This window comes from Streptomyces sp. NPDC001351, from assembly GCF_042896045.1.
Lineage (GTDB): Bacteria > Actinomycetota > Actinomycetes > Streptomycetales > Streptomycetaceae > Streptomyces.
In genome coordinates this window covers 60,157-86,399 of the sequence record NZ_JBIAWS010000018.1, presented here as the reverse complement: position 1 = coordinate 86,399, position 26,243 = coordinate 60,157, and the positions used below count along the sequence as shown (strand labels likewise).

Genomic DNA, 26,243 nt, shown 5'->3' with positions numbered 1-26,243 from the left:
AGCGCCCAGGGTCGTGCGGGCGAACGGCGGTGAGACCCTGGTCGGCCGGCCTGCCCGCGAGTCGGTCCCAACAGGCCGCCCCGATTGAGGGTCCGGGTCGTTCCGTCGCTCCAGGCGGGTACCGGTCCTGGCCGTTCGGTGCGATGTTGCGTGTGCTGTCGGCCGCGGGCCGGGCGGCACGGTCCGCGTGGATCGGCAGGCGGGCGCCCGCCCCGGGAGACAGCGTGGTCCGGCTTGCGCCGGAGGTGTCGTCGCCTGCAGCGGAGGGCGGAGTCGGCTGATGCATGGGGCGGCTTCTTCTGCGCTCGGTGCACCTCGGGCGTATGCGGCGCCGGGTGGGAGGATCCGGACGGACGTGGGCTGTGTGGCGGCCCGCCCCATCCAGGCGTTCCACCACTCAGGTGAACGCAAGAGCAGTCCCCCGGGTCACGCCCGCGACGGGCCCGCCCAGGCGGTCGGCGGCCACGCTGGTCATCGCCGGAGAATTCTCGTTGCCGCGCGCGAAGTGGCCTGCAACTGGCGTCGGTCCGGCCGCCCCGGGCAACGCTTGCCCAGCACCTGCTCACGCCTGCTCCTCAGTGCCGTCGCTTCCGGGGCGCAGGCCTTCGGAACACTGGTCGCCGCGGCGCGCGGCGCCCTTCCCGGCGGCACGCGGGCGGGTGCGGCCAGTGCGTGTGGAACCGGGACGGGTGCCGCTCGCCACTGCCGTCCGGGGGCGCGGGACGCTCGTGCCGCTCCCCCGGCCTTCTGCCCTCGCCGAGCGGGAATGGCTGCGGTTCGTGCCGCTCGAGCGGACACGGCGTCGCGGTCGGGAAACCTCCTCCGACACCGATTCCGGCACCGATTGCGACACGGATTCGGACTCGGGAACCGATCCCGAGACCGATTCCGGCACCGGCTCCCAGGCCCGCTCCGACTCGACGGCCTGGGCCGTCACGGGCTCTGTGGTTCCCTCCTTGCCGTGCGACTGCTGGACTGCCGTCTGCTCCCGGTCCCGTCGCTCCGCCCGCAGGCAGCGGCGGATCGACTCCGGGTCCAGCCCCTCGTTGCAGGCCTGATGCAGGAGGCGGGCGAAGAGGTAACCCGGATCCGCGCCGAGTGCCATGGCGAGGGCTTCCCGGGCCTCCAGGTCGTCACCCGTGGACCAGGCGACCCAACCGGCCAGCGTCAGCGGTGCCGCCGCGTGTTCGCCGTAGGGTCCCACGCACCGGCGGGCCAGGGCCCGCCAGAGCCGGAGTGCGAGTGCGGCCTCCTCGCCCTCCATCCACTCGGCCGCGCGGTCCCGGGTGGCACGGTCCTGCAGGCCGAGAATCAGTGTCGCGGCTTCGTCGTGCGCGAGCAGTTCGTCGTCGCGGAGGTCTGCCGTGAGGGTGCCGGACACGGGCGGTGCGCCCGCAAGCCGGCGCATGATCTGTGCGGACAGCTCCACTGTCTCCTCGGCGACACCCTCGCGGTCGGCGCCGTCGAGGATCCTGGGTACCAACCTCATGCTCGCGGTGTCCAGGGCACGCTCCTGCTCAAGGGCGGCCGCGGTCTCCCAGGGCAGCAGCCTGGCCCGCAGCTCGCGCAGAGTGCCCCGTACCTGCAGGCCGGCGTACGTGGCAGCGGCGGCCAGCACGGAGGTACCGGGCAGGCCCATGGGAAGGCCTTCGGGCGGGCAGCACGCCTCGTTCCCGCAGCAGTACGACCAGAAGCGGCCGTCCGAGATGCACAGCGCCTCGATCACCGGCACATCGAGCTGTCCGCACTCGACGCGCAGTTTCTGGGCCAGCGGTCGCAACCGCTCCATGACCTGCCGACCCGATTCGCCCTTCGCCGGTTCCTGGCAGAGGTAGGCGACCATCTGTTCGGGTCGGGCTCCCCTCCGCTCACTGCCGGTGACCAGCCCGTGGGCCAGCTGCTGGGCAACGGAAGCCCAGTCGTCCGTGCTCGCGGGAATGCCGAGCCGGGCACGGCCGCCGAAACGGCCGCGGCCGTCCCTGTCGTGCAGGGCGACCAGGACGATGCTTTCCTCGGGCCGGTACCCCAACAGATACGGAAGGGCATCGGCGAGTTCGGCCGGGGTGCGCAGCGTGACCTGGTGCTCGGGGCCATGGCTCTCGTAGGCGGTGCAGTCGACGTGGTCCGGGCGGCCCGCGCGCTCCTTTGGAGTGTCTTGCGCACCGTGCTTGCCCGGCGCGTCGCGCCCGCCGCAGTCGTCCGAAGCGGGTGGGCCGACGTGTTTGTCCCGTCGGCCGGGTTCGCCGTGTCCGTCGTGGCGCTCGGCGCCTCCACGTCCGGTGGCCTTGCCGTTTTCGGGGGATCCAGTGGTTTCGCTGTGGTTCGTCATGCGCCGACGATCTCGCGGATCGCGATATTCCGGTTTTCCCTGTGGATAAGTCAGGCCAGGGACACGTCAATCCCCCTCTCGTCCACAGGCCCGGCCGGGCTGGTCGGTGCCGTCCTGTTTGATGGGATGCATGGAGCACACGAGCAACGCGGAACTCCGGGCGGCCGCGGACGCGGTCCTCGCCCGCCTCGTCGGGGATGCCACGGGCGCGGCGCGGCTGCGCGAGGACCAGTGGCGGGCGATCGAGGCGCTGGTCGCCGACAGACGCCGAGCGCTCGTCGTGCAGCGCACGGGGTGGGGCAAGTCCGCGGTCTACTTCGTGGCGACGTCACTGCTGCGGGCCAGAGGCAGCGGGCCCACGGTCATCGTCTCCCCGCTGCTCGCGCTGATGCGCAACCAGGTCGAGGCGGCGGCCCGGGCCGGTATCCATGCGCGGACGATCAACTCCTCGAACACCGAGGAGTGGGACACCGTTCAGGACGAGATCGCCGCGGGTGAGGTAGACGTCCTGCTGGTCAGTCCGGAGCGCCTCAACAACCCGGACTTCCGGGATCAGGTGCTGCCCAAGCTCGCCGCCGCCACCGGGCTCCTGGTGGTGGACGAGGCCCATTGCATCTCCGACTGGGGGCACGACTTCCGTCCGGACTACCGGCGGCTGCGCACCATGCTCGGTGATCTGCCCCCGGGCGTCCCGGTGCTCGCGACCACCGCCACCGCCAACGCGCGCGTGACCGCCGACGTCGCCGAACAGCTCGGTACCGGGGGCTCGTCGGACGCCCTGGTGCTGCGGGGCCCCTTGGACCGGGAGAGCCTGAGCCTGAGCGTGCTGCGCCTGCCGGACGCCGCGCATCGTATGGCTTGGCTCGCCGACCACCTGGCCGAGTTGCCGGGTTCCGGGATCATCTACACGCTCACCGTGGCCGCCGCCGAGGAGGTCACTGCCTTCCTGCGGCACCGCGGCCACACGGTCGCTTCCTACACGGGCAGGACCGAGAACGCCGACCGGCAGCAGGCCGAGGACGACCTCCTCGCCAACAGGGTGAAGGCCCTGGTCGCCACCTCCGCGCTGGGCATGGGGTTCGACAAACCGGATCTCGGATTCGTGGTGCACCTCGGCTCGCCGGCCTCGCCCATCGCCTACTACCAGCAGGTGGGCCGCGCCGGGCGCGGGGTCGAACACGCCGAGGTGCTCCTGTTGCCGGGGAAGGAGGACGAGGCGATCTGGGAGTACTTCGCGTCGCTCGCCTTCCCGCCGGAAGACCTGGTGCGCCGCACACTCGACGTCCTCGCTCGCGCGGACAGGCCCTTGTCGCTGCCCGCCCTGGAGCCCTTGGTGGAGCTGCGCCGCTCCCGCCTGGAGACCATGCTCAAGGTTCTCGACGTGGACGGGGCGGTCAAGCGCGTCAAGGGCGGCTGGATTGCAACGGGCCAGCCGTGGACGTATGAAGCGGAGCGGTACGACTGGGTCGCGCGGCAGCGCAGGACCGAGCAGCAGGCGATGCGCGAGTACTCCTCGACGACCGACTGCCGCATGGAGTTCCTGCAGCGCCAGCTGGACGACGAGGGCGCCAAGCCCTGCGGCCGCTGCGACAACTGCGCGGGCGCGCGGTTCACCACGGACATGTCGACGACCGCCCTGGACGCGGCACGTGTCGATCTCGGCCGGGCGGGCGTCGAGGTGGAGCCACGCCGTATGTGGCCGACCGGTCTGCCGGCGATCGGCGTCGACCTCAAGGGACGCATCCCGGTCGGTGAACAGGCCGCTCCCGGGCGGGCGTTGGGCCGCCTGTCGGACATCGGCTGGGGCAACCGGCTGCGGCCGATGCTGGCGCCCCAGGCCCCCGACGGTCCCGTGCCGGACGACGTGGCGAAGGCCGTTGTGAGCGTGCTCGCCGACTGGGCGAAGGGGCCCGGGGGATGGGCCCCGGGAGTGGCCGACCCGCAGCCGCGCCCGGTGGGTGTGGTCACCGTCTCCTCGCGCACCCGCCCCCAGTTGATCACCTCCCTGGGTGCGCGCATCGCGGAGGTCGGCAGGCTGCCGTTGCTCGGCTCCGTGCAATACACGAGCGACGCGCCCCAGGTCTCCCGGAGCAACAGTGCACAGCGCCTCAAGGCACTGGCCGGCACGCTGACCGTGCCGCCCGCCCTCGCCTCCGCTCTCGCCGAGGCCACGGGCCCGGTCCTCCTCGTGGACGACTTCACTGAAACCGGCTGGACGCTCGCGGTCGCGGCCCGCCTGCTCCGACGTGCCGGTGCGCAGGGGGTGTTGCCACTCGTCCTGGCCGTCCAGGGCTGACCGCAGCGCCGTAAGCGGCTCGGCAGCCGTGCCGTGGACCCCTTCACCTCAACGGCGCCCGAACTCGAGGTGAACGATGGGTGCATGCGTCGTGACCCAACGTACTGGGTAGGGATATAAACCGCACACCGTCGTGTTTCGGTCAGTGGCCCCAATTGCTCGTTGCCGCATCCAAGTTCGACAGGAAGAATTGAACTCCGCTCCCCGCACGGCTCGTCCGTGGTCCGGTAGGGCTCTGCTGCGGCGTGCGCTCCCATGAACATGACCCCGCCCCCAGTGTGGGCGCGTAGCCGAAGGGAGGACCGTGACCTTCGGATTCGCTCCGTCCTCGGCGGCATCCACGTCGACGTCTGCCGACCTGTCCGCCGCATCCGCCAACCCTCTCACCCGCATGCTCGAACCCGCGGAGTGGGCCGCTGCCGGAATTCCTCTGCTGCGCAATCCCCGAGAGGTCGTCAGCGGACTCCATTCCCGGCATCACCCAAGGCCCGCGACCGCGGTGGTGGCCGTCCTCGACCCGGACGAACGCCTGTGCGCGAGCGCCTCGTTCACCCGCCGCCCGGCTCCCGCCGACGGCTGGATGTTCCGCAACACGCTGCTTGCGCAGCTTCGCCGGATCATCCCGCACGACCTGCGGCGCCGCACACCGGTGCGCACCGCGGTGCTGCTCTACTGCCGTGAGGGCGACGCGCGTTGGACCGAGGAGGACGGCGCATGGATGTGGGGTCTGCGTGACGCGTGCACACTGCACGGACTGCGCTGCGGGGCGTACATCACGCTGACCCGGGACGGCTGGCAGGTGCTCGGTGAGGGCCGTGGCGGGCGCCGCCCCAACGCGGACTCCTCGCCGGAGCCTTTCGGCATATCCGAGGCGCCGCCTGCGCTGCCTCGCACCGGTGGTGCCGCCTCGGAGGTCCTGCGCCGCGCCGCGGCGCGCTGAGACCGCCGACGGGTCACGCCCGTCCGACCAGCACGCTCCCTTCGTACGCCGGCTTCGCAGCGCCGAGGGGACGTGCACACACGCCGGTCAAGGCCGCCCGTCGCACACCGAGCAGCCACCGCAGCATGCCTTTGGGAGACCCTTCGCTACACGAACGACGGATGCCCGTCCAGCGCTCCGGCGCTCCCCCTCGTCCGTCCCACCACAGGAGCAGGCGGAAGCGCCCGCACCGGGCGTCCCGGCCATATCTGCGCACGCCGAAACGCCCGCTGGGCCGATACCGCAACAGCGGCGTCCTCGTCGCTCCGGTGTCCCCGTGGACGTACCGGAACGGGCTCAGACGCCCGCGCCCAGCACCGAGTTGATCTGCTGCGGGTCGCCGCAGACGATCAGCAGGGCCCCGGCCCGGGTGAGGGCCAGCGGCAGGGCGGAGGCGGCGGCTGCGTCGGAACCACCGTTGACGGCAACCACGACCACAGGGCGCGAGGATGCGCGACCGGCGACAGAGGCGTCCGTGTAGAAGACGTCGTCGCCCGCGTCGTGCTGCGCCCAGTAGGAGGCTTCACCGAAGGACAGCTCGTGGGCGGCCCACGGGTGCTGTTCACCGGTGGTGATCACCAGTACGTCGCCGGGGGCACGCCCCGAGTCCAGAAGCAGGTCCACGGCTTCCTCGGCGGCGTCGAGCGCGCCCTCCGCCGAGGCCGGGATCAGCTGGATCTGCGGGGTGGCCGAAGCAGTGGCGGCGGCAGGGGCGGCCGGGACCGAGGGTCCGGGCTTGGCCACGGCCACGTCACGCGACGTGCGCTGCACCGGCGGCGTGGGCCGGAGCGGACCAGGACGACCGGGACGCGACGGAGCCGCGGGACGGGGACCGGGTACGGGACGGGGGGTCGGCGCGGTGCGGCCGCTGGCCGGCGTGGCGCGCGGACCCTGGGCACTCTCGTGAATCTGAGGCTCCTCGGGAATGAGAGGCATGGGCTGATATTTATCAAACGTTGGTGCGGCTCGCGTCGGCGGGTGGCACATGAACGCGAGCGGAATCGTCAGAAGTCGAAGCCGAGCTGACCCTCGATCTCCGGAACGCCTCCGTCCGCCCAACTGCGGACCTTCTTGAGATGTCGCCACTGGGGCAGCGCATCAAGATACGCCCACGACAAACGGTGGTACGGGGTGGGTCCCCGCTCCGCCAGTGCGGCCTTGTGCACGGGCGACGGATACCCGGCGTTGTCCGCAAAACCGAAGTCTGCATGGTCGATACCCAGTTCGGCCATCATTTTGTCACGCTGAACCTTGGCGATCACCGAGGCCGCAGCGACCGCCACGCACGACTGGTCGCCCTTGATGACCGTACGGACCTGCCAGGGCGAGCCCAGATAGTCGTGCTTGCCGTCGAGGATCACCGCGTCGGGACGGACCGGCAGAGCCTCCAGGGCGCGCCCCGCCGCCAGGCGCAGTGCCGCGGTCATGCCCAGCTCATCGATCTCCTCCGGCGAAGCGTGCCCCAGCGCGTACGAGGTCACCCACTTCTGCAGTTCCACGGCAAGAACAGTGCGCCGCTTGACGGTGAGCAGCTTGGAGTCGGTGAGGCCCTCGGGAGGCCGACGCAGTCCCGTGATCGCCGCGCAGACGGTGACGGGGCCGGCCCACGCACCGCGCCCGACCTCGTCGACACCGGCAATGATCTTCGCTCCGGTCGTGGCGCGAAGGGAGCGCTCGACGGTGTGAGTAGGTGGTTCGTACGGCATGGCGCCTTCAGCCTACGCCCCGCCGATCACCCGGCGACACCCCGGCTCCCACTCCCACTTCAGGACGGCGGCTCCCCGCACTCAGTCGACGCCCGGTCGCAGCAGCGGGACCATCAACTGGTCGATCATCTCCTCGAGATCACGATCGACCCATTCGCTTCCGCGTAGCTTGGATCGGTACATCATCATGGCCGGGATGGCATCGAATACATAGCTGTTCGCCGCGTCCGGTCGCACCTCATGGCGCTCTATTCCCCGGGTGATGACCTCACGAAGCAGCTTGATGGTGGGCTCCACGATCCCGTCGAAGATCACGCCATGGAAGCGCTCCGCCTGAATCGGGTCGCATTCGTGAATCACGGAGCGGACCGCGAAACCGGGGCGCGAGAACATCGCCTCACGCGCCTGCCGGCACAGCGCAAGCAGATCTTCGCGCACGCTTCCGAGGTCGGGTGCCTCCTCCATGCGCGGGAGCCCGGCCTGCAGGGCGTCCGCGACGAGATCCTCCTTGGAGGGCCAGCGCCGGTAGACGGCGGCCTTGCCGGTCTGGGCACCGGCGGCGACGCCTTCCATCGTGAGGCCGTTCCAGCCGACCGTGCTGAGCTGTTCCAGGGCGGCATCGAGGATCGCGCGTTCGAGCACGGCGCCGCGCCGACGGAGGGAGGCCGCCTGAGCGGGGGCGGCCGTCCAGCGCGAAGTAACCATCTGCGTATCTCCAGCGAGCAGGGGGAGCGGGGTTTTCGGGTGGCGAGAGGGCGCCAGGTGGCAGCAACGGGGGATTCGCCATGTGACACCAATTCAAGTGAACGCTTGCGTTCACTATCGGGGACTCACTACGGTTGACGCGGCAGTGAACGCGAGCGTTCACTAACGCATTTGTGGGGGACCCATAGTGACAGCCTCTCAGTTGATCAAGGAACAGAAACCAGGTGCGGCTCGCCGGGAGGGGCATCCCGGCATCGCGCTCGCAGTCATCGCGGCCTGCCAACTCATGGTGGTACTCGACGCGACGATTGTGAACATCGCGCTCCCGCACATTCAAGACGCTCTGAAGTTCAGCACGACCGACCTCACCTGGGTCGTCAGCGCCTACACGCTCACCTTCGGCGGCCTGCTGCTTCTGGGCGGCCGCGCCGGTGACATCCTCGGTCGCCGCCGGGTCTTCATGACCGGCATCGTGCTGTTCACCGTCGCCTCGCTGCTCGGCGGACTCGCCCAGGAACCCTGGCAGTTGTTGGCCGCCCGCGTCCTGCAGGGCATGGGTGGCGCAATTGCGTCGCCCACCGCGTTGGCGCTCATCACCACCACGTTTCCCGAAGGCCCCGAGCGCAACCGGGCGTTCGGCGTCTTCGCCGCGGTCTCCGCGGGTGGCGGCGCGATCGGTCTGCTGGCCGGTGGCATGCTCACCGAGTGGCTCAACTGGCGCTGGGTGTTCTTCGTCAACCTGCCGATCGGCATCGTGATCACGCTGCTCGCGCCGCTCTACATCAGCGAGTCCGAACGGCATACGGGCCGCTTCGACATCGCGGGGGCCGTGGCCTCGACGGCGGGCATGGCTTCCCTCGTCTACGGATTCATCCGCGCTGCGGACGACGGCTGGCGGGACAGCCTGGCCATCGGCTCCTTCGGTGCCGCCGTGGTCCTGCTGGTGGCCTTCGCGCTCATCGAGTCGCGGGCCAAGGAGCCGATCACTCCGCTGCGGATGTTCGCCGACCGCAACCGCTCCGGAACATACGTGATCATGTTGAGCCTGGCCGCGGCGATGTTCGGGATGTTCTTCTACATCGTTCTCTTCGTGCAGAACGTGCTGGGGTACAGCCCGATCCGGGCCGGTCTCGCGTTCCTGCCGGTGACCGTCGTGATCGCGCTCGGCGCCGGTCTGTCCCAGCGGTTCCTGCCGGTGCTGGGGCCCAAGCCTTTCATGCTCACCGGCTCGGCTCTCGCGGTGATCGGGCTGGCCTGGCAGACCCTCATCAGCTCCGGCAGCTCGTATGCCGGCGGAGTGCTCGGTCCGATGCTGGTGTTCGGCTTCGGCATGGGCCTGAACTTTGTGACGCTGACGGTCACAGCGGTCTCCGGCGTCTCCCAGCACGAGGCAGGTGCGGCCTCCGGACTGCTCAACGCCACACAGCAGGTGGGTGGTTCGCTCGGCCTGTCCATTCTGACGACGGTGTTCGGGTCGGCCAGCAAGCACGAGGCGCAGAAGCAGCTGCCGAAGTTCCTCGCGGGCGGTTCGGCACAGCAGAAGGCAGAGTTCACCGAGACGCACCAGCTGCCCGGCACCTGGGGACACGAGGTGCTCGCCCAAGGAATTTCCATGGGCTTCGTGGCGGCCGCGGCCATGGCCGTACTCGCTTTCGGCACCGCCTGGTTCGTGATCCGGGTCCGCAAGAGCGACCTGGAGGCACTCGCCGGCACGGCGGGAGCGACGGTGGGCTGAAACAACCGCTCCCGGATGGGGCAGCGGAGGGCCGGACCGAGTCCGGGGGACCGACGGCGAGGACGTCGGTCCGGCCCTCCGCGCACGTTCCGCAGGGCACAGCAAGGCCAGGACTGAAAGCACCGCCCACACGGCCACAAACCGCACGACCACCACCCCCCGGACCTTTCGCGCGTTAGGTGCGATGCACCCGCCCCCGCGTCTCACGGCTGATGTCACAACAACGGACGAACGGTCACACAGAGTTCCCGGCGAGCACGGAGAGTTTCCGAGGGGCCTGCTTCCCGGACCCCGAGGAAGATTCAAACCGACGGTGTCCGGACGGTCGGCACCCAGTCCGGCAGTTCCTCCGTCAGCGCTACCCATCCGGCAGGCGGCAGGCCGGCCTTCCCGGCGGCGAGCACCCCGCCCACGATGGCGCAGGTCGTGTCCACATCACCACCGACCTGCGCGGTCGTCCAGAACGCCTCCTCGAAGTCTCCGAGGGCCCGCGCGGCCGACCAGAGCGCGAAGGGCACGGTGTCATGGGCGGAGGTACGCCGTCCGCAGCCCAGTACGGCGGCGACGGTACCCGCGTCGGCGTAGTCGAGCATGTCCCGTGCGCGCCGCAGGCCCGCGCCGACGGCGCTCTTCGGGACCAGGGCGACGACTCCGTCGAGGAGCGCCTCCGGGCTCGGCGGACCGCCGGGGGCTGCGACCAACGCGGCGGCCGCCGCGACCGCCATGGAGCCGACGACGGCCTCGCGGTGCTGGTGTGTGGGGTACGCGGAGATCTCCGCCTGATGCGTCGCCTGTTCCGGGTCGTCCGCGTACCAGGCGCCCAGCGGGGCGATCCGCATGGCCGCTCCGTTGCCCCAGGAACCCTGTCCCTTGAAGAGCTCGGCGGCCAGCTCACGCCAGTCCCCGCCCTCTCGGACCAGCCGTAGCAGACGGTTGACCGCGGGACCGTACCCCCGGTCGAAGTCATGGTGGTGGGCGAAGGACTGCGCCAGGGCGTCCTGGTCGATGCGGTGGTGGGCGGCCAGGACCGCGACCACCGAGCAGGCCATTTCCGTGTCGTCGGTCCACTGCCAGGGGCCCGGCGGCAGCTCACGACGCTTCAGCAGCGGATAGTTCGCCGGTACGAAGAACTGCGAGCCCAGTGCGTCCCCCACCGCCAGTCCACGCAGGCTGGCCACGGCGCGGTCCAGGCGCCCGTCGGAAGAGGAGTCAGGGGTCATCGCTCTGCCACTCTATCCGGTGATCCCGTACGGTTCCGGATCTCGCCAGCGCTCGAAAGGCCGGTCAAGCACGTACTTGCCGTCGTCCCCGAGGACGAGCATCCGCATCTCCGCGTTCCCCGGATTCGACAGCGACTCGAATTCCGCGACCGTCCAGTGGAACCAGCGCATGCAGAACAGCCGCATGGCCAGGCCGTGGGTCACCAGCAGCACGTTGGACGGGTGGTCGGGGGCCTCGAAACTGCGGTACAGGCTCTCCAGGAAGCCGCCGACCCGGTCGTACACGTCGGCACCGGACTCCCCCTGGGCGAAACGGTAGAAGAAGTGGCCGTACGCATCCCGGTAGGCCTTCTGGAGGCGCACGTCGTCGCGGTCCTGCCAGTTTCCCCAGTCCTGCTCGCGCAGCCGGGGCTCCTCCCGCACCCGTATGAGCTCGGGATCGAGATGGAAGGCGCGCAGGGTCTCATGCGTGCGGCGGTACGGCGACACGTACACGCTGACGCGCTCACGGCCGAAGACCTCGCGCAATCGCTTGCCGGTCTCCTCGGCCTGCTGCCAGCCCCGCTCGGTCAGCGCGAGCGCATGGTCGGGCTCCCGCTCGTAAACGGTGTCATCAACATTGCCCGTTGACTCTCCGTGCCGGACAAGGACGATGCGCCGTGGTCGTGCCATGCCAAAACCCTAGATCGGGTGACGGCCGATCGAGCACTCGTACGGCCTCCATACGGCGTAGGTCACACACTTCCTGCACCACTGGCCACACCGAGCCGCTCGATCAACGCGTCCAGTTTCCAAACCGAACGAGTCAGACCGTCCAGGTCGGCTCCAGCTCGATGATGTCTCCCGTGAGGGCCGCCACGTCCGCCTCCGTCTGGGCCCGCAGGGCGAGCCGTTCCACCCGCTCCGTGCGGTACTTGCCGTGTTCGGCGGCCGATCGCCACATGGACAGCACCAGGAACTCATGGCCCGGAGCCTCACCGAACAGGCCCCGGATCATGCCGGGAGAGCCGGCCATGGCGGGGTTCCAGACCTTCTCCTGCATCAGCGTGAAGTGCTCGGCCCGTTCCTCGTGCACTCGGCAGAGCGCGACCCGCAGCAGGTCGGCGTCCGTGAACCGCGGTTCGAAGCCGGTCTTCACGTCGAAGCGGTAGTCGAAGAGCTTGACCTGGGCATCCTTGAAGGTGCCCGACTGCGCCGCCGCAAGCCGATCATGGGAACGGGCCATGAAGGAGTCGTAGAAGGCACGGCTCTCCCAGAAGGCAAAGATGTGGGCCACTCCTGTGCGTCCCCGGCTCCAGCCACCGCCTTGTCCCCGAAACCCCGGCTCCCCCAGAAGCCCCGCCCACTTTCGCTGCCCCCGCTCGAAGCCGCGGCGGTCCACCACGGTGCAGCGAATCCACTTGACCAGCACCGCGCCATGGTAAGGCCACGGAGCGTGGCGCCGGTCACGCTCCGGTGGACAGCTCCGGCGCACACCTCCACGCGCGCGTGGCAGGATGGACAACAGGCCCAGTCCGTCGCGCAGTTCGGGCCGGACAGGGGCACACGGGGAGACGGGGAAGGGGAGGTCCGGTGACCGGCATCAACAAGGGGATCCGCAAGGTCGAGGTCGCACTCAAGTGGGACCCCAGTCCGGCGGGACAGGCGGACACCGATCTCGACATCGTCGCCGCCACCTATCCGGCGGGCGACGCGTACGGCGATCCCGCCTATGTGGTGCACTTCGACAGCCGCTCCCCGGACGGCACGATCTACCTCAACCGGGACAGCAAGGACGGCAAGGGCTTCGGCTGGGACGAGGTCATGACGCTGGAGCTGGAGCGGCTCAGCGAGCGGTACGCGCGCGTGGTGGTCGGCGTCGTCATCCAGCAGCGCTCGGCGCACCGGACCTTCGTCGGCGTGATCAACCCGGGGCTGCGCATACGGGAGGGCTACACCGTCCTGGCCGAGGACGACTTCGGAGACGTCCTCGGGGCCACGGCGGCGACCGTCGGGGAGTTCATACGCGACGAGTCCGGCGAGTGGACGTTTCGTCCCGGGATCCACGGCTTCGAGGGCGACCCGGCGGCGTTCACCCGGGACATGGGCCGGGCGCACCAGCCCTGACGTCGGGTCAGCCGGCGTCCCATCCCGGGACCGTCGGCAGCACCTTCTCGGCGACGCGGAACAGGGCCGCGTCGTCGGGCGTCCCGAAGTCCTGGCGCCAGAGGGCGACTTCGAAGTAGCCGCCGCCGTCCTTGGCGTCCCGGGCGACCAGCAGGCTGCGGGCGATGCCGCCAGGGCCGCTCTCGGCCTTGCCGCCTCCGAGGTTGAAGCTCAGGGCGATGGTCCGGTCCGAGTAGACGACCGCTGGATGTCCGAGCACCGTCTTCTTCTCCGCGCCGGTGCCCAGCAGGCCGGCCATGTCGGCCACGCCGAGATCGTCGTCGGATGCCGAGAGCCTCAGGGAGTACGTCTTCAGGTCGACGTCAGCTTCGGGGGTGGTGGTTTTCGTGCCGTCGGCCGAGGTGATCGTGCTCTCGTTGCCTTCGGCGCTCTCCGCGTACTCCCCCGGTGTGCCGAGCAGTGCGGGCAGGTCCGGGCGGTTGAGTGCCGTGCACAGCCGGGCCCCCGAGACCGGCTTCGACGGCTTGCTGTCGTGTGTGGTCGTGCACGTGGCCGGCCCGCGGTCGGCGGACGCCTTCGAGTCCAGGTCCAGGGCCCACAGGAGCCCTGCGAGGCCCCCGACCACCACGATCGCGGCGATCACCTGAGCCGCCACGTTCACGGGCTTCTCAGGCTCGCTCGTTGCCTTTTTGGAGTCGGCGAAATCGTCGACCATGTCCCCCACGTTCCCCACCCTGCCGTTCGCGCCGGTCGTGCGCGGGGGGAGCCTAGCCTGTGATCGTCCTATGGGGGAACAAGTTTTCGCATCGGAGTGAAAAGCCGAGGGCGGCGGAGCCGTGAAACGCTCCGCCGCCCTCGACAGCTGGTTCAGTACCGCGTCAGCTGCAACCGCTGGTCGAGCCGCAGCCCTCGCAGATGTAGCAGGAACCGGCCCGCTGCATCTTCGTACCGCAGGAGAAGCACAGTGGGGCGTCGGCCTGGATGCCCAGCTGCATCTCCACCAGCTCGGCGCTGGTGTGGGCCTGCTTCGGGGCGGGCTTGGCCGCCTCGACCTCGGCACGCGGCGTGGCGACGGCCTTGAGCTCCTGGGCGCGCGGAGCCGACTGGGCGAGGCCCTCGACGTCCACCTCGTCCTCGGAGGGCTCGTACGAACCGGTCTCCAGGTGACGCTGGCGCTCCTCGGCGGAGTGGATGCCGAGGGCGGAGCGCGTCTCGAACGGCAGGAAGTCCAGCGCCAGGCGACGGAAGATGTAGTCGACGATCGACTGCGCCATCCGCACGTCCGGGTCGTCCGTCATACCGGCCGGCTCGAAGCGCATGTTGGTGAACTTCGAGACGTACGTCTCCAGGGGCACGCCGTACTGGAGACCGACGGAGACCGCGATGGAGAAGGCGTCCATCATGCCCGCGAGAGTCGAGCCCTGCTTGGACATCTTCAGGAAGACCTCGCCGAGACCGTCGTCCGGGTAGGAGTTGGCGGTCATGTAGCCCTCGGCACCGCCGACCGTGAAGGACGTCGTGATGCCGGGACGGCCCTTGGGCAGACGCTTGCGGACCGGGCGGTACTCGATGACCTTCTCGACCGTCTCGCGGATGGCCGCCTCGGCCTTCTCCGTGACCTCGGCCTTCTCCTTCTCCTTGGTCTTGGCGGAGAGCGGCTGGCCGACCTTGCAGTTGTCGCGGTAGATGGCGAGCGCCTTGACGCCCATCTTCCAGGCCTCGAAGTAGATCTCCTCGACCTCCTCGACGGTCGCCGACTCCGGCATGTTGACCGTCTTGGACAGGGCGCCCGAGATCCACGGCTGGATCGCGGCCATCATGCGGACGTGGCCCATCGCGGAGATGGAGCGCTCGCCCATGGCGCAGTCGAACACCTCGTAGTGCTCGTGCTTGAGGCCCGGGGCGTCGACGACATTGCCGTGCTCGGCGATGTGGGCGACGATCGCCTCGATCTGCTCCTCCTGGTAGCCCAGGCGGCGCAGAGCCTGCGGAACCGTGCCGTTGACGATCTGCATCGAGCCGCCGCCGACCAGCTTCTTGAACTTGACCAGGGCGAGGTCGGGCTCGAGGCCGGTGGTGTCGCAGGACATCGCCAGACCAATGGTGCCAGTCGGAGCGATGACCGACGCCTGGGAGTTGCGGAAACCGTTCTTCTCGCCGAGGCGCAGCACGTCCTGCCAGGCCTCCGTGGCGGCGGCCCAGACCGGCGTGTCCAGGTCGTCCATCCGAACGGCCACGGTGTTGGCGTCGGCGTGCTGCTTCATGACGCGGTTGTGGGCACTGGCGTTGCGGGCGTAACCGTCGTACGGGCCGACGACCGCGGCGAGTTCGGCGGAACGCTTGTACGACGTGCCGGTCATCAGGGAGGTGATGGCACCGGCGAGGGCACGGCCGCCGTCGGAGTCGTAGGCGTGACCGGTCGCCATCAGCAGGGCGCCGAGGTTGGCGTAGCCGATGCCGAGCTGGCGGAACGCGCGCGTGTTCTCACCGATCTTCTGAGTCGGGAAGTCCGCGAAGCAGATGGAGATGTCCATCGCGGTGATGACCAGCTCGACGACCTTCGCGAAGCGCTCGACCTCGAAGGACTGGTGGCCCTTGCCGTCGTCCTTCAGGAACTTCATCAGGTTCAGCGAGGCCAGGTTGCAGGACGTGTTGTCCAGGTGCATGTACTCGCTGCAGGGGTTCGAACCGTTGATACGGCCGGACTCCGGGCAGGTGTGCCAGTGGTTGATGGTGTCGTCGTACTGGATGCCCGGGTCGGCGCAGGCCCAGGCGGCCTCGGCCATCTTGCGGAACAGGGCCTTGGCGTCGACCTCTTCGATGACCTCTCCGGTCATCCGCGCGCGCAGGCCGAACTTGCTGCCCTGCTCGACCGCCTTCATGAACTCGTCGTTCACACGGACCGAGTTGTTGGCGTTCTGGTACTGGACGGAGGTGATGTCCTCGCCGCCGAGGTCCATGTCGAAGCCCGCGTCGCGCAGGGCGCGGATCTTCTCCTCTTCCTTCACCTTGGTCTCGATGAAGTCCTCGATGTCGGGGTGGTCGACGTCGAGGATGACCATCTTGGCGGCACGGCGGGTGGCGCCACCGGACTTGATGGTGCCGGCGGACGCGTCGGCGCCGCGCATGAAGGAGACGGGACCGGAGGCGTTGCCGCCCGAGGACAGCAGTTCCTTGGAGGAGCGGATGCGGGAGAGGTTCAGGCCGGCGCCGGAGCCGCCCTTGAAGATCATGCCCTCTTCCTTGTACCAGTCGAGGATCGACTCCATGGAGTCGTCGACGGCCAGGATGAAGCAGGCGGAGACCTGCTGGGGCTGCGGGGTGCCCACGTTGAACCACACGGGGCTGTTGAAGCTGAAGATCTGGTGCAGGAGGGCGTACGCCAGCTCGTGCTCGAAGATCTCGGCGTCGGCGGGCGATGCGAAGTACTTGTAGTCCTCGCCGGCCTTCCGGTACGTCTTCACGATGCGGTCGATGAGCTGCTTCAGGCTCACCTCGCGCTGCGGGGTGCCGACGGCACCGCGGAAGTACTTGCTGGTGACGATGTTGACCGCGTTCACCGACCAGAAGTCGGGGAACTCGACGCCGCGCTGCTCGAAATTGACCGAGCCGTCGCGCCAGTTGGTCATGACGACGTCACGGCGCTCCCAGGCCACCTCGTCGTACGGGTGCACGCCGGGGGTGGTGTGGATGCGCTCGATACGCAGTCCCTTGGTCGCCTTGGTGCCCTTGGCGCGGGAACTCCGTGCCGGACCGCTCGCCGTCTCTGTCATGCCGCCTCCCTGGTACGGGCTAAAACGCCCTGAAGTGCCCCGATGTTCCCGTGGCACGGTGTTGTGTCTGGTGTTGCGGGCATCTCGCGCTGCCGCCCGCAACGGGTCTTCGCTGGCCGCCGTCCGGCCGGAATCGGGGCCTCCGCCCGGTTCCGGCCCGCCGATCAGTCGGCGGCGTGGGCGGGCTCGGGGACCTGAGCAGTCCCTCCGGGCCCGCAGTCTTCTTCCTGGCCCCCCGCGACAGCGTCCTCGCGGTCGTCGTCGTCCGCGGCGACGGGTCGCCTCTCCTCCCTGAGTTCCGCGATCGCGGCCTCGAAGTCCTCGAGCGAGTCGAATGCCCGGTAGACGGAGGCGAATCGCAGATATGCGACGAGGTCGAGCTCCTGCAACGGGCCGAGTATGGCCAGCCCCACGTCGTGGGTGGTCAGTTCGGCGCTTCCGGTGGCCCGCACCGCCTCCTCGACCCGCTGGCCGAGCTGGGCGAGTGCGTCCTCGGTGACAGGCCGTCCCTGGCATGCCTTGCGCACACCATTGATGACCTTGGTACGACTGAAAGGCTCGGTGACTCCGGACCGCTTGACCACCATGAGCGAACACGTCTCCACGGTCGTGAAACGACGGGAGCAGTCCGGACACTGGCGGCGCCTGCGGATCGACGTGCCGTCGTCGGTCGTACGACTGTCGACGACACGGCTGTCGGGGTGCCTGCAGAAGGGGCAGTGCATGAACTCCCAACCCTCCTCACAGCAGACTCAATAGCCTCGCTGGGCCTCATGGGCCCCTCGAAGCAGCCCCAAGCATAGGCGATCGCCAGAGACCTGAAGACCCGGGGGACCACAACTTCTGGGCTGCTGCTGCAATCCAACCACTACATGTGGGGATTGGCCCATGCATGCACTCGCTACGCGCGTGTCGTGCACGTAGGGGCATGTGCCACGCGACCGGTGCGGCGCACCGGATCCGCGGGTGCACAGCCGTACCGTTGCAGCACATGCGGAGATACCGTGGGCGCCACAGGGAGGCGACGTGGGGCTCCCGCAGAGATGGAGACCTGTGCCCGGTTGACGGAATGCCGGATGGCAGACTGGGGCAGGAACCCACGAGGTCAGCACCCCGGCGGTGAAGAGTACAACAATGGACCCTTTTGTCCGTCAGGTGCCGCGTTAGCTATACACCCAGACACATGATCAAGTACGGCGATCCGCGTTTTTTCACTCGAACGTGTGTTTGGCGCAACCTTTCGAAAGCAACTACCGTTGTCCAGCAGGGAGACCATCGAGAGGGGCCGACGTGACCACCACCGCAGACAGTGCCACCATCACTGCCCAGGACCGCTCCCAGGGCCGACTCGAGCCGGTGCATGCGATGAACGAAGCCGTGAATCCCGAGGGGCCCAAGCGCTCCCTGCCGGGCCGACCTCCAGGCATCCGGGCGGACAGCTCGGGCCTCACCGACCGGCAGCGCCGGGTGATCGAGGTCATCAGGGACTCCGTGCAGCGGCGCGGCTACCCGCCGTCGATGCGGGAGATCGGCCAGGCGGTCGGACTCTCCAGCACCTCCTCGGTCGCACACCAGCTGATGGCACTGGAGCGCAAGGGCTTCCTGCGCCGCGACCCGCACCGCCCGCGCGCGTACGAGGTGCGCGGCTCCGACCAGGGCGCCTCCGTGCAGCCCACGGACACCGCCGGCAAGCCCGCCGCGTCGTACGTCCCGCTGGTCGGCCGCATCGCCGCCGGTGGCCCGATCCTCGCCGAGGAGTCGGTCGAGGACGTCTTCCCCCTCCCCCGCCAGCTGGTCGGTGACGGCGAGCTGTTCGTCCTGAAGGTCGTCGGCGACTCCATGATCGAGGCCGCGATCTGCGACGGCGACTGGGTCACGGTACGTCGCCAGCCGGTCGCCGAGAACGGCGACATCGTCGCGGCCATGCTCGAGGGCGAGGCCACCGTCAAGCGCTTCAAGCGCGAGGACGGTCACGTCTGGCTCCTCCCGCACAACGCGGCGTACGAGCCGATCCCCGGCGACGACGCGACCATCCTCGGCAAGGTGGTGGCAGTGCTGCGGCGCGTATGACGGCTGCGGCGGGCGGTTCGTGCGGAACCACCCCCTGACCGGGCCCCGGGACCCCTGCGCCGGTTCCGGGGCCCTGTGCTGTCCGGGCCCCGCCGGCGGGTGTTGTGCATCAGGGGCCGGTCTGTCGCGCCACCGCGACAGACCGGCCCTCGCTCATTCGGCCTCTGACTTCTTCGCCGCCGCGTCGATCGCCGCCAGCGACTTCCGGACCTGGTTACGGTCCGTCGTGAACCAGAAGTCCGGCAGTGACGCCTTCAGATAGCTGCCGTAGCGCGCCGTGGCCAGTCGTTGGTCGAGTACGGCGACCACCCCGCGGTCCCCCGAGGCCCGTACGAGGCGGCCGGCGCCCTGGGCCATGAGCAGCGCGGCGTGGGTGGCGGCGACGGCCATGAAGCCGTTGCCCCCCGCGTCCTCCACCGCCTTCTGGCGGGCGCTCATCAGCGGGTCGTCCGGACGCGGGAACGGGATCTTGTCCATGACGACCAGCTGGCAGCTGGGGCCGGGGACGTCGACGCCCTGCCAGAGTGAGAGCGTGCCGAACAGGCAGGTCTTCGGGTCGGCGGCGAAGTTCTTGATCAGCTCGCCGAGCGTCTCCTCGCCCTGGAGGAGAATCGGGAACTCCGGGATCCGGGAGCGCAGTTCCTCGGCGGCGAGCTGAGCGGCACGCATGGAGGAGAAGAGGCCGAGGGTGCGGCCTCCGGCCGCCTGGATCAACTCCGTCAGCTCGTCCAGCATGTCCGCGCGGTCGCCGTCCCGCGCCGGGCGCGACAGGTGCTTGGCGACGTAGAGGATGCCCTGCCTGGGGTAGTCGAAGGGCGAGCCGACGTCGACGCCCTTCCACTGCGGGAGGTCCTCGCCCTCGGTGCCTTCCGGTGCGAGCCCGAGGGAGGCGCCGACGCCGTTGAAGTCGCCGCCCAGCTTCAGCGTGGCCGAGGTCAGGACGACTGAGCGGTCCGCGAAGAGCTTCTCCCTGAGGAGCCCCGACACGGACATGGGGGCGACGCGGAGGGAGGCTCCGAAGCGGTCGTGGCGCTCGTACCAGACGACGTCCCACTCGGAGCCGTTGGTGATCCGCTCCGCCACGTCGTGGACCGTCTCGACGGAGGCCAGCGCCTGCTTGCGGACCGCGTCCTCGTCCTGGACGGACTTGTCCCGGGTCGCGCCGATCCCGGAGATCACCGTACGGCAGGCGTCGCGCAGTGCCATGAGCGCGTACCCGAGGTCCTCCGGGATCTCCTCCAGACGGCCCGGCAGGGCCAGCTCCATCAACCTCTCGAAGCCCTCGGCGGCGGTCTGGAGCTGGTCGGCGGCCTTCTCGTTGACCAGTTTCGCGGCGCGCCGGACCGCGCGGTTGACCTGGCCCGGCGTGAGTTCGCCGGTGGCCACTCCGGTGACCCGGGAGACCAGCTCGTGCGCCTCGTCGACGATCAGCACCTCGTGCTGCGGGAGGACCGGGGCGCCCTCGATGGCGTCGATCGCGAGGAGGGCGTGGTTGGTGACGACCACCTCGGCGAGCTTGGCGCGCTCGCGGGCCATCTCGGCGAAGCACTCGGCGCCGTACGCGCACTTCGTGGCGCCCAGGCACTCCCGGGAGGAGACCGACACCTGCGCCCAGGCCCGGTCGGAGACGCCGGGTGTGAGGTTGTCGCGATCGCCGGTCTCGGTCTCGTCCGACCATTCGCGCAGCCGCAGCAGGTCCTGGCCAAGCTTGCTGGTGGGCGCGGCCGCCTCGAACTGGTCGAACAGCCCCTCCTCCTCGTCCTGCGGGACGCCCTCGTGGAGCCGGTGCAGGCACAGGTAGTTCGATCTGCCCTTCAGCATGGCGAACTCCGGGCGGCGACGCAGCAGGGGGTGCAGCGCATCGACGGTACGCGGCAGATCCCGCTCGACGAGCTGGCGCTGCAGGGCGAGGGTGGCCGTCGCCACGACGACACGCTCCCCGTGCGCGAGCGCGGGCACGAGGTAGCCCAGCGACTTTCCGGTGCCGGTGCCGGCCTGGACCAGCAGATGGGAACCGTCGTCGATCGCCTCCGCGACGGCTTCGGCCATGGTCACCTGGCCGGGGCGCTCCGTACCGCCGACGGCAGTGACGGCAGCATGCAGGAGTTCGGGGAGTGAGGGCTTCGTCATAGCGCGACCACCCTACGACCCGGCACTGACAAACGGGTGATCTCGACGGGGACGAGGGGCGGGATCAAGAACGGGTGCTCCTCGGGTGAGGGTCGGAATGGATCGCTCGGGAAGATCGGCCCGGATGCCCTGGGACCGGCGCTGTGGAAAACCGGATGCGGGGGAACGGGAACCGGATCGGCGCCGAGGTGTACCAAAAGTGATGCCGCTACGACACGGAGTCACAGCAGATCGCGCAGGGACCGGTCTCGGATCATGAGGGCGGCCCGCTTGGCGGGCAGGTCGACCTCGGCGGCGAACCGGAAGCCTGCACTCAGAAAGGCGGCGACGGAGGGGGTGTTGCGAAGGTCCGGTTCCGCGATCACACGTGCGCAGGCGGGCCGCTTGTCGAGGGCGAGGTCGGCTGCGGCTCTGAGCAGGGTGCTGCCGAGCTTGCGGCCTCGGTCGGCCACTCCGCCGATGAGCAGGTGCAGTCCGGTGTCGTGAGGCCGAGCGGGGTAGTGGCGGGCCACTGGGTCGAGGTCCGCCCGGTAGATCTCCCAGTAGCTCATCGGTGTGCCCTCCAGCACGCCGAGGCACGGAACACTGCGTCCGTCGCCGGAGAGCTGAGCCCGTAGGTGGCTGTCGGTCAGGGTCGGAGGGCCGGCCAGCCCCCAGAACTCCGCGACGGCAGGGTCGTTCATCCAGCGGCTGATCAGCGGTAGGTCCCGCTCGACGTGCACGGGGACAAGGTGGAACACACCCGCGGGTGTCACCACCGGCCCCCAGTCGGCCACACGGTCAAGGAGGTCGTCGTCGGCTCTGGTGCCGGAACCGGGCGCTGCTGGATCTTCGCACCGGCTTGGTGGCTCCTCGGAGTCGGTTTCCGCTGCAAAGAGCGCAAGCAGTTCGTCTGGCAGACGCAGGTCCAGCGTGTCCTCGTTGTCCGTGCCCACACCGGTGCTGCTCTCGGCCGCAAGGGGGCTCGAGTCGGCGCCGAGGTCGGTGCCGGGGGCGGTGGCTGCGTGTGCGCTGGCGTCGGTGGGAGGCACGGCGCCGCTCCTCTCAGAAGACGGGATGGGGCATGTTCCTCAGAAGCGAAGGGAGTTGACGGGGGTCGGCGGTGGCTTTCAGAAATGGAGGGGGTTGGCGATGGTGACGTAGACGGACTGGGTGTCGACCGGGCCGACGAGTTCGTCGAGGCCGTGCAGGCGTGTCAGCAGGTTGGCCTTGCAGCGCAGGACGGGTGAGTCCAACAGGTGGGCAGGGAGTGACGTGCCCAACCGGGCAGGGCCGGAGGCGACGTCGCTCAGGAAGTGGCGGAAGGCGGCGAGCAGCAGCCGTTCGTCGGCGAGGCGTTGGGAGCCGAAGGCACCGATGAGGCCGAGCACGTTGTTGATCGCGAGGTAGTAGGCGAAACGCTCGTCGGTGACCTCGTCGGAGACGAAGGTGTCGCTGTGCTCACCGATGCCGGGCAGCCGGGCGTCGAGCTGGGTGCGTCGGGACTCCCGGAAGTAGTAGCCCTGGTTGTCTCGGTAGCGACCGCCGGCGGGCCAGCCGTCCGCGTCCAGCAGGAGCAGCGTGTTCTGTTGATGGGCCTCCAGGGCGATCCCTGCCTCGGCGTCCAGCCACAGCACGGGCCGGACGACCTGCTCGAGGTAGCGCAGGAACCACTCGACGGCGACGGCCGCACGGGGACGGCCGGTCCGGGCCGTAAGGCGCGTGACGACGGCGGCGAGCCGGGACTGCAGGGGAGGCGGTCCGTCCTCCGGACGGCGCGCTGCGCCCGCCGAGTTGCTGCCTGTCCCGGAGTGCGGACGGGGTGAGACGAGCCCGGCGACGCAGGAGACGTTGTCCGACGGGTTGAACGGGTTGTGGCGGATCATCACGTCGAGACCGGCCGAGGGGCTGCCGTCCGGGCCGTCGACCGCGAGCCAGGCCGGGTCACGGACGATGTCGAATCCGGGGTGGGCAGCCTGCCACTGCGTGGACAGGCCGCTGCGCAGGAGGCGGTGGACCTCGACACCGCGGTGCAGTTCCTTGCGGAGGTTCTCGCGACGGGAGTTGGTGATCCGCAGGCCCAGCGACAGTTTGAGCATGGCGGGGGAGCCGGACCGGTGGACGGTGCGTACGGAGGAGGTGGGGTGCCAGGGTGCGCCATGCGCACCGAGGTCACGGAGGAGCCCGGCATCGAAAAGGGGGGAGGTGTCGGCGCGTTGCCGCACCTCGCGCAACTGCCAAGGATGCAACGGGAGGGCCGCGTAGCCGTCGGGAAGCGTCAGCTCGGCTTCCGCGAGCCGTGCCATGAGCTGGGGCGCGGGGACGGGACGGCCGCGCTCGGTCCAGGCGGAGTCCGACGCGAGGACAGAAGGGGCGACAGCCAACCAGTGCAGGGGGAAGGAGCCACGCAACTCAGGTGAGTACGACGGCGCCTCGGCCTCGGAGAGACCTTCGCGGCTCTTCGGAGTGGGATGCAGCGGGTGCCCGAGCACGAGTGCCTGCTCGGCAGCGAGGAAGAGGTCTGGTCCGTCGGAGGGGCGCTCCCGGCGCTCGCGGATGAACGTGACCGTACGACGGAGGGAGTCCGCGACGCGGGCGACGAGGTCTGGGCCGACGGTGGAGGCGATGGGGCCGGTGGCTGATGTCTGGACGATCCCGGGACGGCAGGCACCGTCGGTCGTGGCTCCGGCGGTCGCCGGCAGGGCGGCCGTGTCGTTGCCACGGTCAGCCGTTTCCCTGGCGAGCAGTGCGGCGATGGTGACCGCGTCGGCCGGTCGGGAATGCGCGGGGGCGTCGGCGAGGAACGGGAGACCGAATCGGTGCCATCCCGTCGGGGACCAGTAATGGACGGGGGCGAGGAGGGCCGTGCCGCTGGCGGGCAGGGGGATACGGACGGTGCCGTCCTCGGGGGCGGGAAGGCCGGCTTCGCGCACCCAGCAGCGCAGCAGGTTCTCGACCGCCGCGGCCTCGGCTGCGGTGTGCGGGTCGGGGTGCTCGAGGAGATCGACGAGGGCGTGACGCGGGCTCTCGGCGACGGGGACTTTGCGCTGCTCCGGAACCCGCTCCGTGGAACGGCCGTCCCGGCTCCGGTTCCCGCGTGGCCGCTCCGGGGCCACGGGCGCAGGGGGAATCTGCTGCGAGGGCGCTGCTTCGGAGGGGCCTCGCTCGGGGGCGTGGGTTCGGGCGTCGGATGCGGGGGTGGGGTTCAAGGCGGTCCTCGTGGGTGGTTCTGGTTCCTGCGGTGACGAACCTGGGCCTTACTGCGCTGCCGGCGAAGTGGAGGTATGGGCGTCCTGGTTTCAAGGGGTTCGAGACGTTCAGGGGGTGCGAGTCATGCGCAGGCCTGGACGTCGGTACGGACGGCACGTACGAGCGGGCACGCATCAGGTGCCGGTGTGTCCCGCCCGCTCGGCGCGCTCGCCCTGTCGTCGGTGCTGGGGACCAGGTCCGTGGGGCCGTCGTATGCCAGGTGGTCGGCCGGAGTGGTCGCGGGCCGCCGTTTCCACGGCATCGGCCAGTCGGTCCAGCACGGCAGCCGCCTGTTCGTCGCTGATCGTCAGTGGCGGAAGGAGCCGTACGACGCTCGCGTGGCGGCCCCCCACTTCGACGATGAGGCCACGTCGCAGGCACTCCCGCTGGACGGCGGCCGCGAGCTCGGGATCGGCCGGGCGCGGGCTGCCGGCGCGGGAATCCGGCACCGCTGCCGGAGTCGTCCCACTGGTGAGGGGCCGGCAATCCGCCGAGCGGTCGGCCCCGCCCTCGCGCCCCTCGCGATCGCCCTCCGGGTCCACGAGCTCCAGCCCGATCATCAGTCCCCGTCCCCGGACATCCCCGATGCAGGGAAACTCCCGTGCCAGAGAGCGGAGTTGGGTGATCATGCGGGAACCCAGGGTGGCCGCTCGCTCGGCGAGGTGGTTCTCGCGGACGTGGGCGAGCGTGGCCGTGCCCGCGGCCATGGCGAGTTGGTTGCCGCGGAAGGTGCCTGCGTGGGCGCCGGGTTCCCAGACGTCGAGGTCGTCGCGGTAGACGACCACGGCAAGGGGGAGGCTGCCGCCGATGGCCTTGGAGAGGACCATCACGTCGGGGGTGATGCCACTGTGCTCCACCGCCCAGAAGGCACCGGTCCGTCCGACCCCCGTCTGGACCTCGTCGGCGATCAGCGGGATGGAGCGGGCCGATGTGATCGTTCGCATACGCCGCATCCATTCGTCCGGCGCGGGGATCACCCCGCCCTCGCCCTGGACGGGTTCCAGGATCATCCCCGCGGGACGGCCCACCCCCGACTTGGGGTCGTCGAGGACGGATTCGGTCCAGCGTGCGGCGAGTTCGGCGCCGCGGGGCCCGCCGACGCCGAAGGGGCAGCGGTAGTCCTGGGGATACGGCAGGCGGGCGACGCGTACGTCCGAGGCCTCCCCGGACGCTTCAAGGGCTCCGGCGGTCATGCCGTGGTAGGCACCGGTGAAGGCCAGGAGTCCGGTGCGGCCGGTCGCGGTGCGGACGAGTTTGAGCGCGGCCTCCACCGCGTCGGTGCCCGCCGGCCCGCAGAACTGCACGCGCGCGTGGTCGGCGAGGCCGCGCGGCAGGGTGCGGAACAACTCGGTGACGAAGGCGTCCTTGACGGGTGTCGCCAGGTCGAGGACGTGCAGCGGGGCACCCGAGTCGAGGACTTTGCGGATGGCTTCCAGCACCACGGGGTGGTTGTGGCCGAGGGCGAGCGTCCCGGCTCCGGAGAGGCAGTCGAGGTAGCGGCGGCCGTCGGCGCCCTCGATGGTCAGCCCCCGGGCCCGCACGGGCACGATCGGCAGGGCCCGCGCATAGGTGCGCGCCGCCGACTCGCGCGCCGACTGCCGCCGCAGGATCCCCTCGTGCGCGGCCCGCCCGGTCGCGGACTCCTCAACGGCGGCACGCCGCCCAAGAGTCCCCTCGGACGCACTCCCGCCGCATGCAGACTCGGCCACGACTCCCTGTCCTCCCACCGGGGAACCGCACACGGACAGCAGAACCCCCACCGGTACCAACCCCCCGACGCTCACCGGGTTACGGGTTGCCTCAAGATCCCTTCCGTGACGGAACCGTTGCCGTTCCATCGGAAGTCCCCCACAGCGAGCGCATAGTGTGTGAGGCCGTTCCAAGAAGCCGTGAAGTGACGTGAGATCACCTGCTTCGAGGGTGTGTTCACGGCCGCAGTACTCGATTTGTTCAGTTCATCCCAGGG

19 protein-coding genes are annotated in these 26,243 nt (G+C 69.8%); 5 read left to right on the top strand and 14 right to left on the bottom strand.

Going from position 1 to position 26,243, the window contains the following annotated elements; genetic code table 11:
- Nucleotides 1-562: 562 nt before the first annotated feature.
- Complete coding sequence (locus ACFY1U_RS43525) at nt 563-2,329, bottom strand: DUF4192 domain-containing protein (protein WP_390699626.1); 1,767 nt, start codon at nt 2,327-2,329, stop codon at nt 563-565.
- A gap of 130 nt (nt 2,330-2,459) precedes the next feature.
- Between ACFY1U_RS43525 and ACFY1U_RS43520 the strand changes: the two genes are divergently transcribed.
- Together ACFY1U_RS43520 and ACFY1U_RS43515 are read left to right on the top strand one after the other, a co-directional pair.
- A complete protein-coding gene (locus tag ACFY1U_RS43520) occupies nt 2,460-4,625 on the top strand; it encodes a RecQ family ATP-dependent DNA helicase (protein WP_390699625.1) in 2,166 nt (721 codons plus the stop codon).
- Between the two features lie 304 nt (nt 4,626-4,929).
- Complete coding sequence (locus ACFY1U_RS43515; protein WP_390699624.1) at nt 4,930-5,565, top strand: hypothetical protein; 636 nt, start codon at nt 4,930-4,932, stop codon at nt 5,563-5,565.
- Between the two features lie 336 nt (nt 5,566-5,901).
- Here the strand turns inward: ACFY1U_RS43515 and ACFY1U_RS43510 are convergent, their stop codons facing one another.
- The 3 genes from ACFY1U_RS43510 to ACFY1U_RS43500 all read right to left on the bottom strand — a co-directional run bounded on the left by ACFY1U_RS43510 (nt 5,902) and on the right by ACFY1U_RS43500 (nt 8,015).
- Nucleotides 5,902-6,540, bottom strand: a complete 639-nt coding sequence (locus tag ACFY1U_RS43510; RefSeq protein WP_390699623.1) for a hypothetical protein — start codon at nt 6,538-6,540, stop codon at nt 5,902-5,904.
- 68 nt (nt 6,541-6,608) lie between these two features.
- Nucleotides 6,609-7,310, bottom strand: a complete 702-nt coding sequence (locus ACFY1U_RS43505) for a ribonuclease HII (RefSeq protein ID WP_344401724.1) — start codon at nt 7,308-7,310, stop codon at nt 6,609-6,611.
- 81 nt (nt 7,311-7,391) lie between these two features.
- A complete protein-coding gene (locus ACFY1U_RS43500; RefSeq protein WP_390699622.1) occupies nt 7,392-8,015 on the bottom strand; it encodes a TetR/AcrR family transcriptional regulator in 624 nt (207 codons plus the stop codon).
- 187 nt (nt 8,016-8,202) lie between these two features.
- Here ACFY1U_RS43500 and ACFY1U_RS43495 point away from each other — a divergent pair, with 187 nt between their 5' ends.
- Nucleotides 8,203-9,750: an MFS transporter gene (locus ACFY1U_RS43495; RefSeq protein WP_390699621.1), complete on the top strand. Its 1,548-nt coding sequence runs from the start codon at nt 8,203-8,205 to the stop codon at nt 9,748-9,750.
- Between the two features lie 302 nt (nt 9,751-10,052).
- On the opposite strand, the gene ACFY1U_RS43490 is transcribed toward ACFY1U_RS43495, so the two are convergent.
- From ACFY1U_RS43490 to ACFY1U_RS43480, 3 genes are all read right to left on the bottom strand, one after another.
- On the bottom strand, nt 10,053-10,970 hold the full coding sequence (locus ACFY1U_RS43490; RefSeq protein ID WP_390699620.1) for an ADP-ribosylglycohydrolase family protein: 918 nt from the start codon (nt 10,968-10,970) through the stop codon (nt 10,053-10,055).
- Nucleotides 10,971-10,982: 12 nt separating this feature from the next.
- Nucleotides 10,983-11,642 (bottom strand): histidine phosphatase family protein, encoded by a 660-nt coding sequence (locus ACFY1U_RS43485; protein WP_344401721.1) that lies wholly within the window; start codon nt 11,640-11,642, stop codon nt 10,983-10,985.
- A gap of 133 nt (nt 11,643-11,775) precedes the next feature.
- Nucleotides 11,776-12,381, bottom strand: a complete 606-nt coding sequence (locus ACFY1U_RS43480) for a YdbC family protein (RefSeq protein WP_099931779.1) — start codon at nt 12,379-12,381, stop codon at nt 11,776-11,778.
- Nucleotides 12,382-12,542: 161 nt separating this feature from the next.
- Here ACFY1U_RS43480 and ACFY1U_RS43475 point away from each other — a divergent pair, with 161 nt between their 5' ends.
- Nucleotides 12,543-13,076: a TerD family protein gene (locus tag ACFY1U_RS43475; protein ID WP_390699619.1), complete on the top strand. Its 534-nt coding sequence runs from the start codon at nt 12,543-12,545 to the stop codon at nt 13,074-13,076.
- 7 nt (nt 13,077-13,083) lie between these two features.
- Here ACFY1U_RS43475 and ACFY1U_RS43470 read toward each other — a convergent pair whose 3' ends face one another.
- From ACFY1U_RS43470 to nrdR, 3 genes are all read right to left on the bottom strand, one after another.
- On the bottom strand, nt 13,084-13,791 hold the full coding sequence (locus ACFY1U_RS43470) for a DUF6215 domain-containing protein (protein WP_390699618.1): 708 nt from the start codon (nt 13,789-13,791) through the stop codon (nt 13,084-13,086).
- A gap of 163 nt (nt 13,792-13,954) precedes the next feature.
- Nucleotides 13,955-16,849 (bottom strand): vitamin B12-dependent ribonucleotide reductase, encoded by a 2,895-nt coding sequence (locus tag ACFY1U_RS43465; RefSeq protein ID WP_390699617.1) that lies wholly within the window; start codon nt 16,847-16,849, stop codon nt 13,955-13,957.
- Between the two features lie 164 nt (nt 16,850-17,013).
- Nucleotides 17,014-17,574, bottom strand: coding sequence for a transcriptional regulator NrdR (nrdR, locus tag ACFY1U_RS43460; protein ID WP_115909489.1), 561 nt, complete (start codon nt 17,572-17,574; stop codon nt 17,014-17,016).
- A gap of 565 nt (nt 17,575-18,139) precedes the next feature.
- Here nrdR and lexA point away from each other — a divergent pair.
- A complete protein-coding gene (gene lexA / locus ACFY1U_RS43455; protein ID WP_115909488.1) occupies nt 18,140-18,919 on the top strand; it encodes a transcriptional repressor LexA in 780 nt (259 codons plus the stop codon).
- Between the two features lie 153 nt (nt 18,920-19,072).
- On the opposite strand, the gene ACFY1U_RS43450 is transcribed toward lexA, so the two are convergent.
- The 4 genes from ACFY1U_RS43450 to ACFY1U_RS43435 form a co-directional block, all read right to left on the bottom strand.
- Entirely contained in the window at nt 19,073-21,049 is a 1,977-nt protein-coding gene (locus ACFY1U_RS43450; RefSeq protein ID WP_390699616.1) for an ATP-dependent DNA helicase, read from the bottom strand.
- 221 nt (nt 21,050-21,270) lie between these two features.
- Complete coding sequence (locus ACFY1U_RS43445) at nt 21,271-22,080, bottom strand: GNAT family N-acetyltransferase (protein ID WP_390699615.1); 810 nt, start codon at nt 22,078-22,080, stop codon at nt 21,271-21,273.
- A gap of 78 nt (nt 22,081-22,158) precedes the next feature.
- Nucleotides 22,159-24,237, bottom strand: coding sequence for an IucA/IucC family protein (locus ACFY1U_RS43440; RefSeq protein ID WP_390699614.1), 2,079 nt, complete (start codon nt 24,235-24,237; stop codon nt 22,159-22,161).
- Between the two features lie 174 nt (nt 24,238-24,411).
- Nucleotides 24,412-25,986: a diaminobutyrate--2-oxoglutarate transaminase family protein gene (locus tag ACFY1U_RS43435; RefSeq protein WP_390699613.1), complete on the bottom strand. Its 1,575-nt coding sequence runs from the start codon at nt 25,984-25,986 to the stop codon at nt 24,412-24,414.
- Between the last annotated feature and the right edge of the window lie 257 nt (nt 25,987-26,243).

Bases quoted from the DNA above. Each gene is read 5' to 3' on its own strand.
- ACFY1U_RS43525 (WP_390699626.1), bottom strand. From the start codon at position 2,329: ATGACGAACCACAGCGAAACCACTGGATCCCCCGAAAACGGCAAGGCC.
- ACFY1U_RS43520 (WP_390699625.1), top strand. From the start codon at position 2,460: ATGGAGCACACGAGCAACGCGGAACTCCGGGCGGCCGCGGACGCGGTC.
- ACFY1U_RS43510 (WP_390699623.1), bottom strand. From the start codon at position 6,540: ATGCCTCTCATTCCCGAGGAGCCTCAGATTCACGAGAGTGCCCAGGGT.
- ACFY1U_RS43505 (WP_344401724.1), bottom strand. From the start codon at position 7,310: ATGCCGTACGAACCACCTACTCACACCGTCGAGCGCTCCCTTCGCGCC.
- ACFY1U_RS43500 (WP_390699622.1), bottom strand. From the start codon at position 8,015: ATGGTTACTTCGCGCTGGACGGCCGCCCCCGCTCAGGCGGCCTCCCTC.
- ACFY1U_RS43490 (WP_390699620.1), bottom strand. From the start codon at position 10,970: ATGACCCCTGACTCCTCTTCCGACGGGCGCCTGGACCGCGCCGTGGCC.
- ACFY1U_RS43485 (WP_344401721.1), bottom strand. From the start codon at position 11,642: ATGGCACGACCACGGCGCATCGTCCTTGTCCGGCACGGAGAGTCAACG.
- ACFY1U_RS43470 (WP_390699618.1), bottom strand. From the start codon at position 13,791: ATGGTCGACGATTTCGCCGACTCCAAAAAGGCAACGAGCGAGCCTGAG.
- ACFY1U_RS43465 (WP_390699617.1), bottom strand. From the start codon at position 16,849: ATGACAGAGACGGCGAGCGGTCCGGCACGGAGTTCCCGCGCCAAGGGC.
- nrdR (WP_115909489.1), bottom strand. From the start codon at position 17,574: ATGCACTGCCCCTTCTGCAGGCACCCCGACAGCCGTGTCGTCGACAGT.
- ACFY1U_RS43450 (WP_390699616.1), bottom strand. From the start codon at position 21,049: ATGACGAAGCCCTCACTCCCCGAACTCCTGCATGCTGCCGTCACTGCC.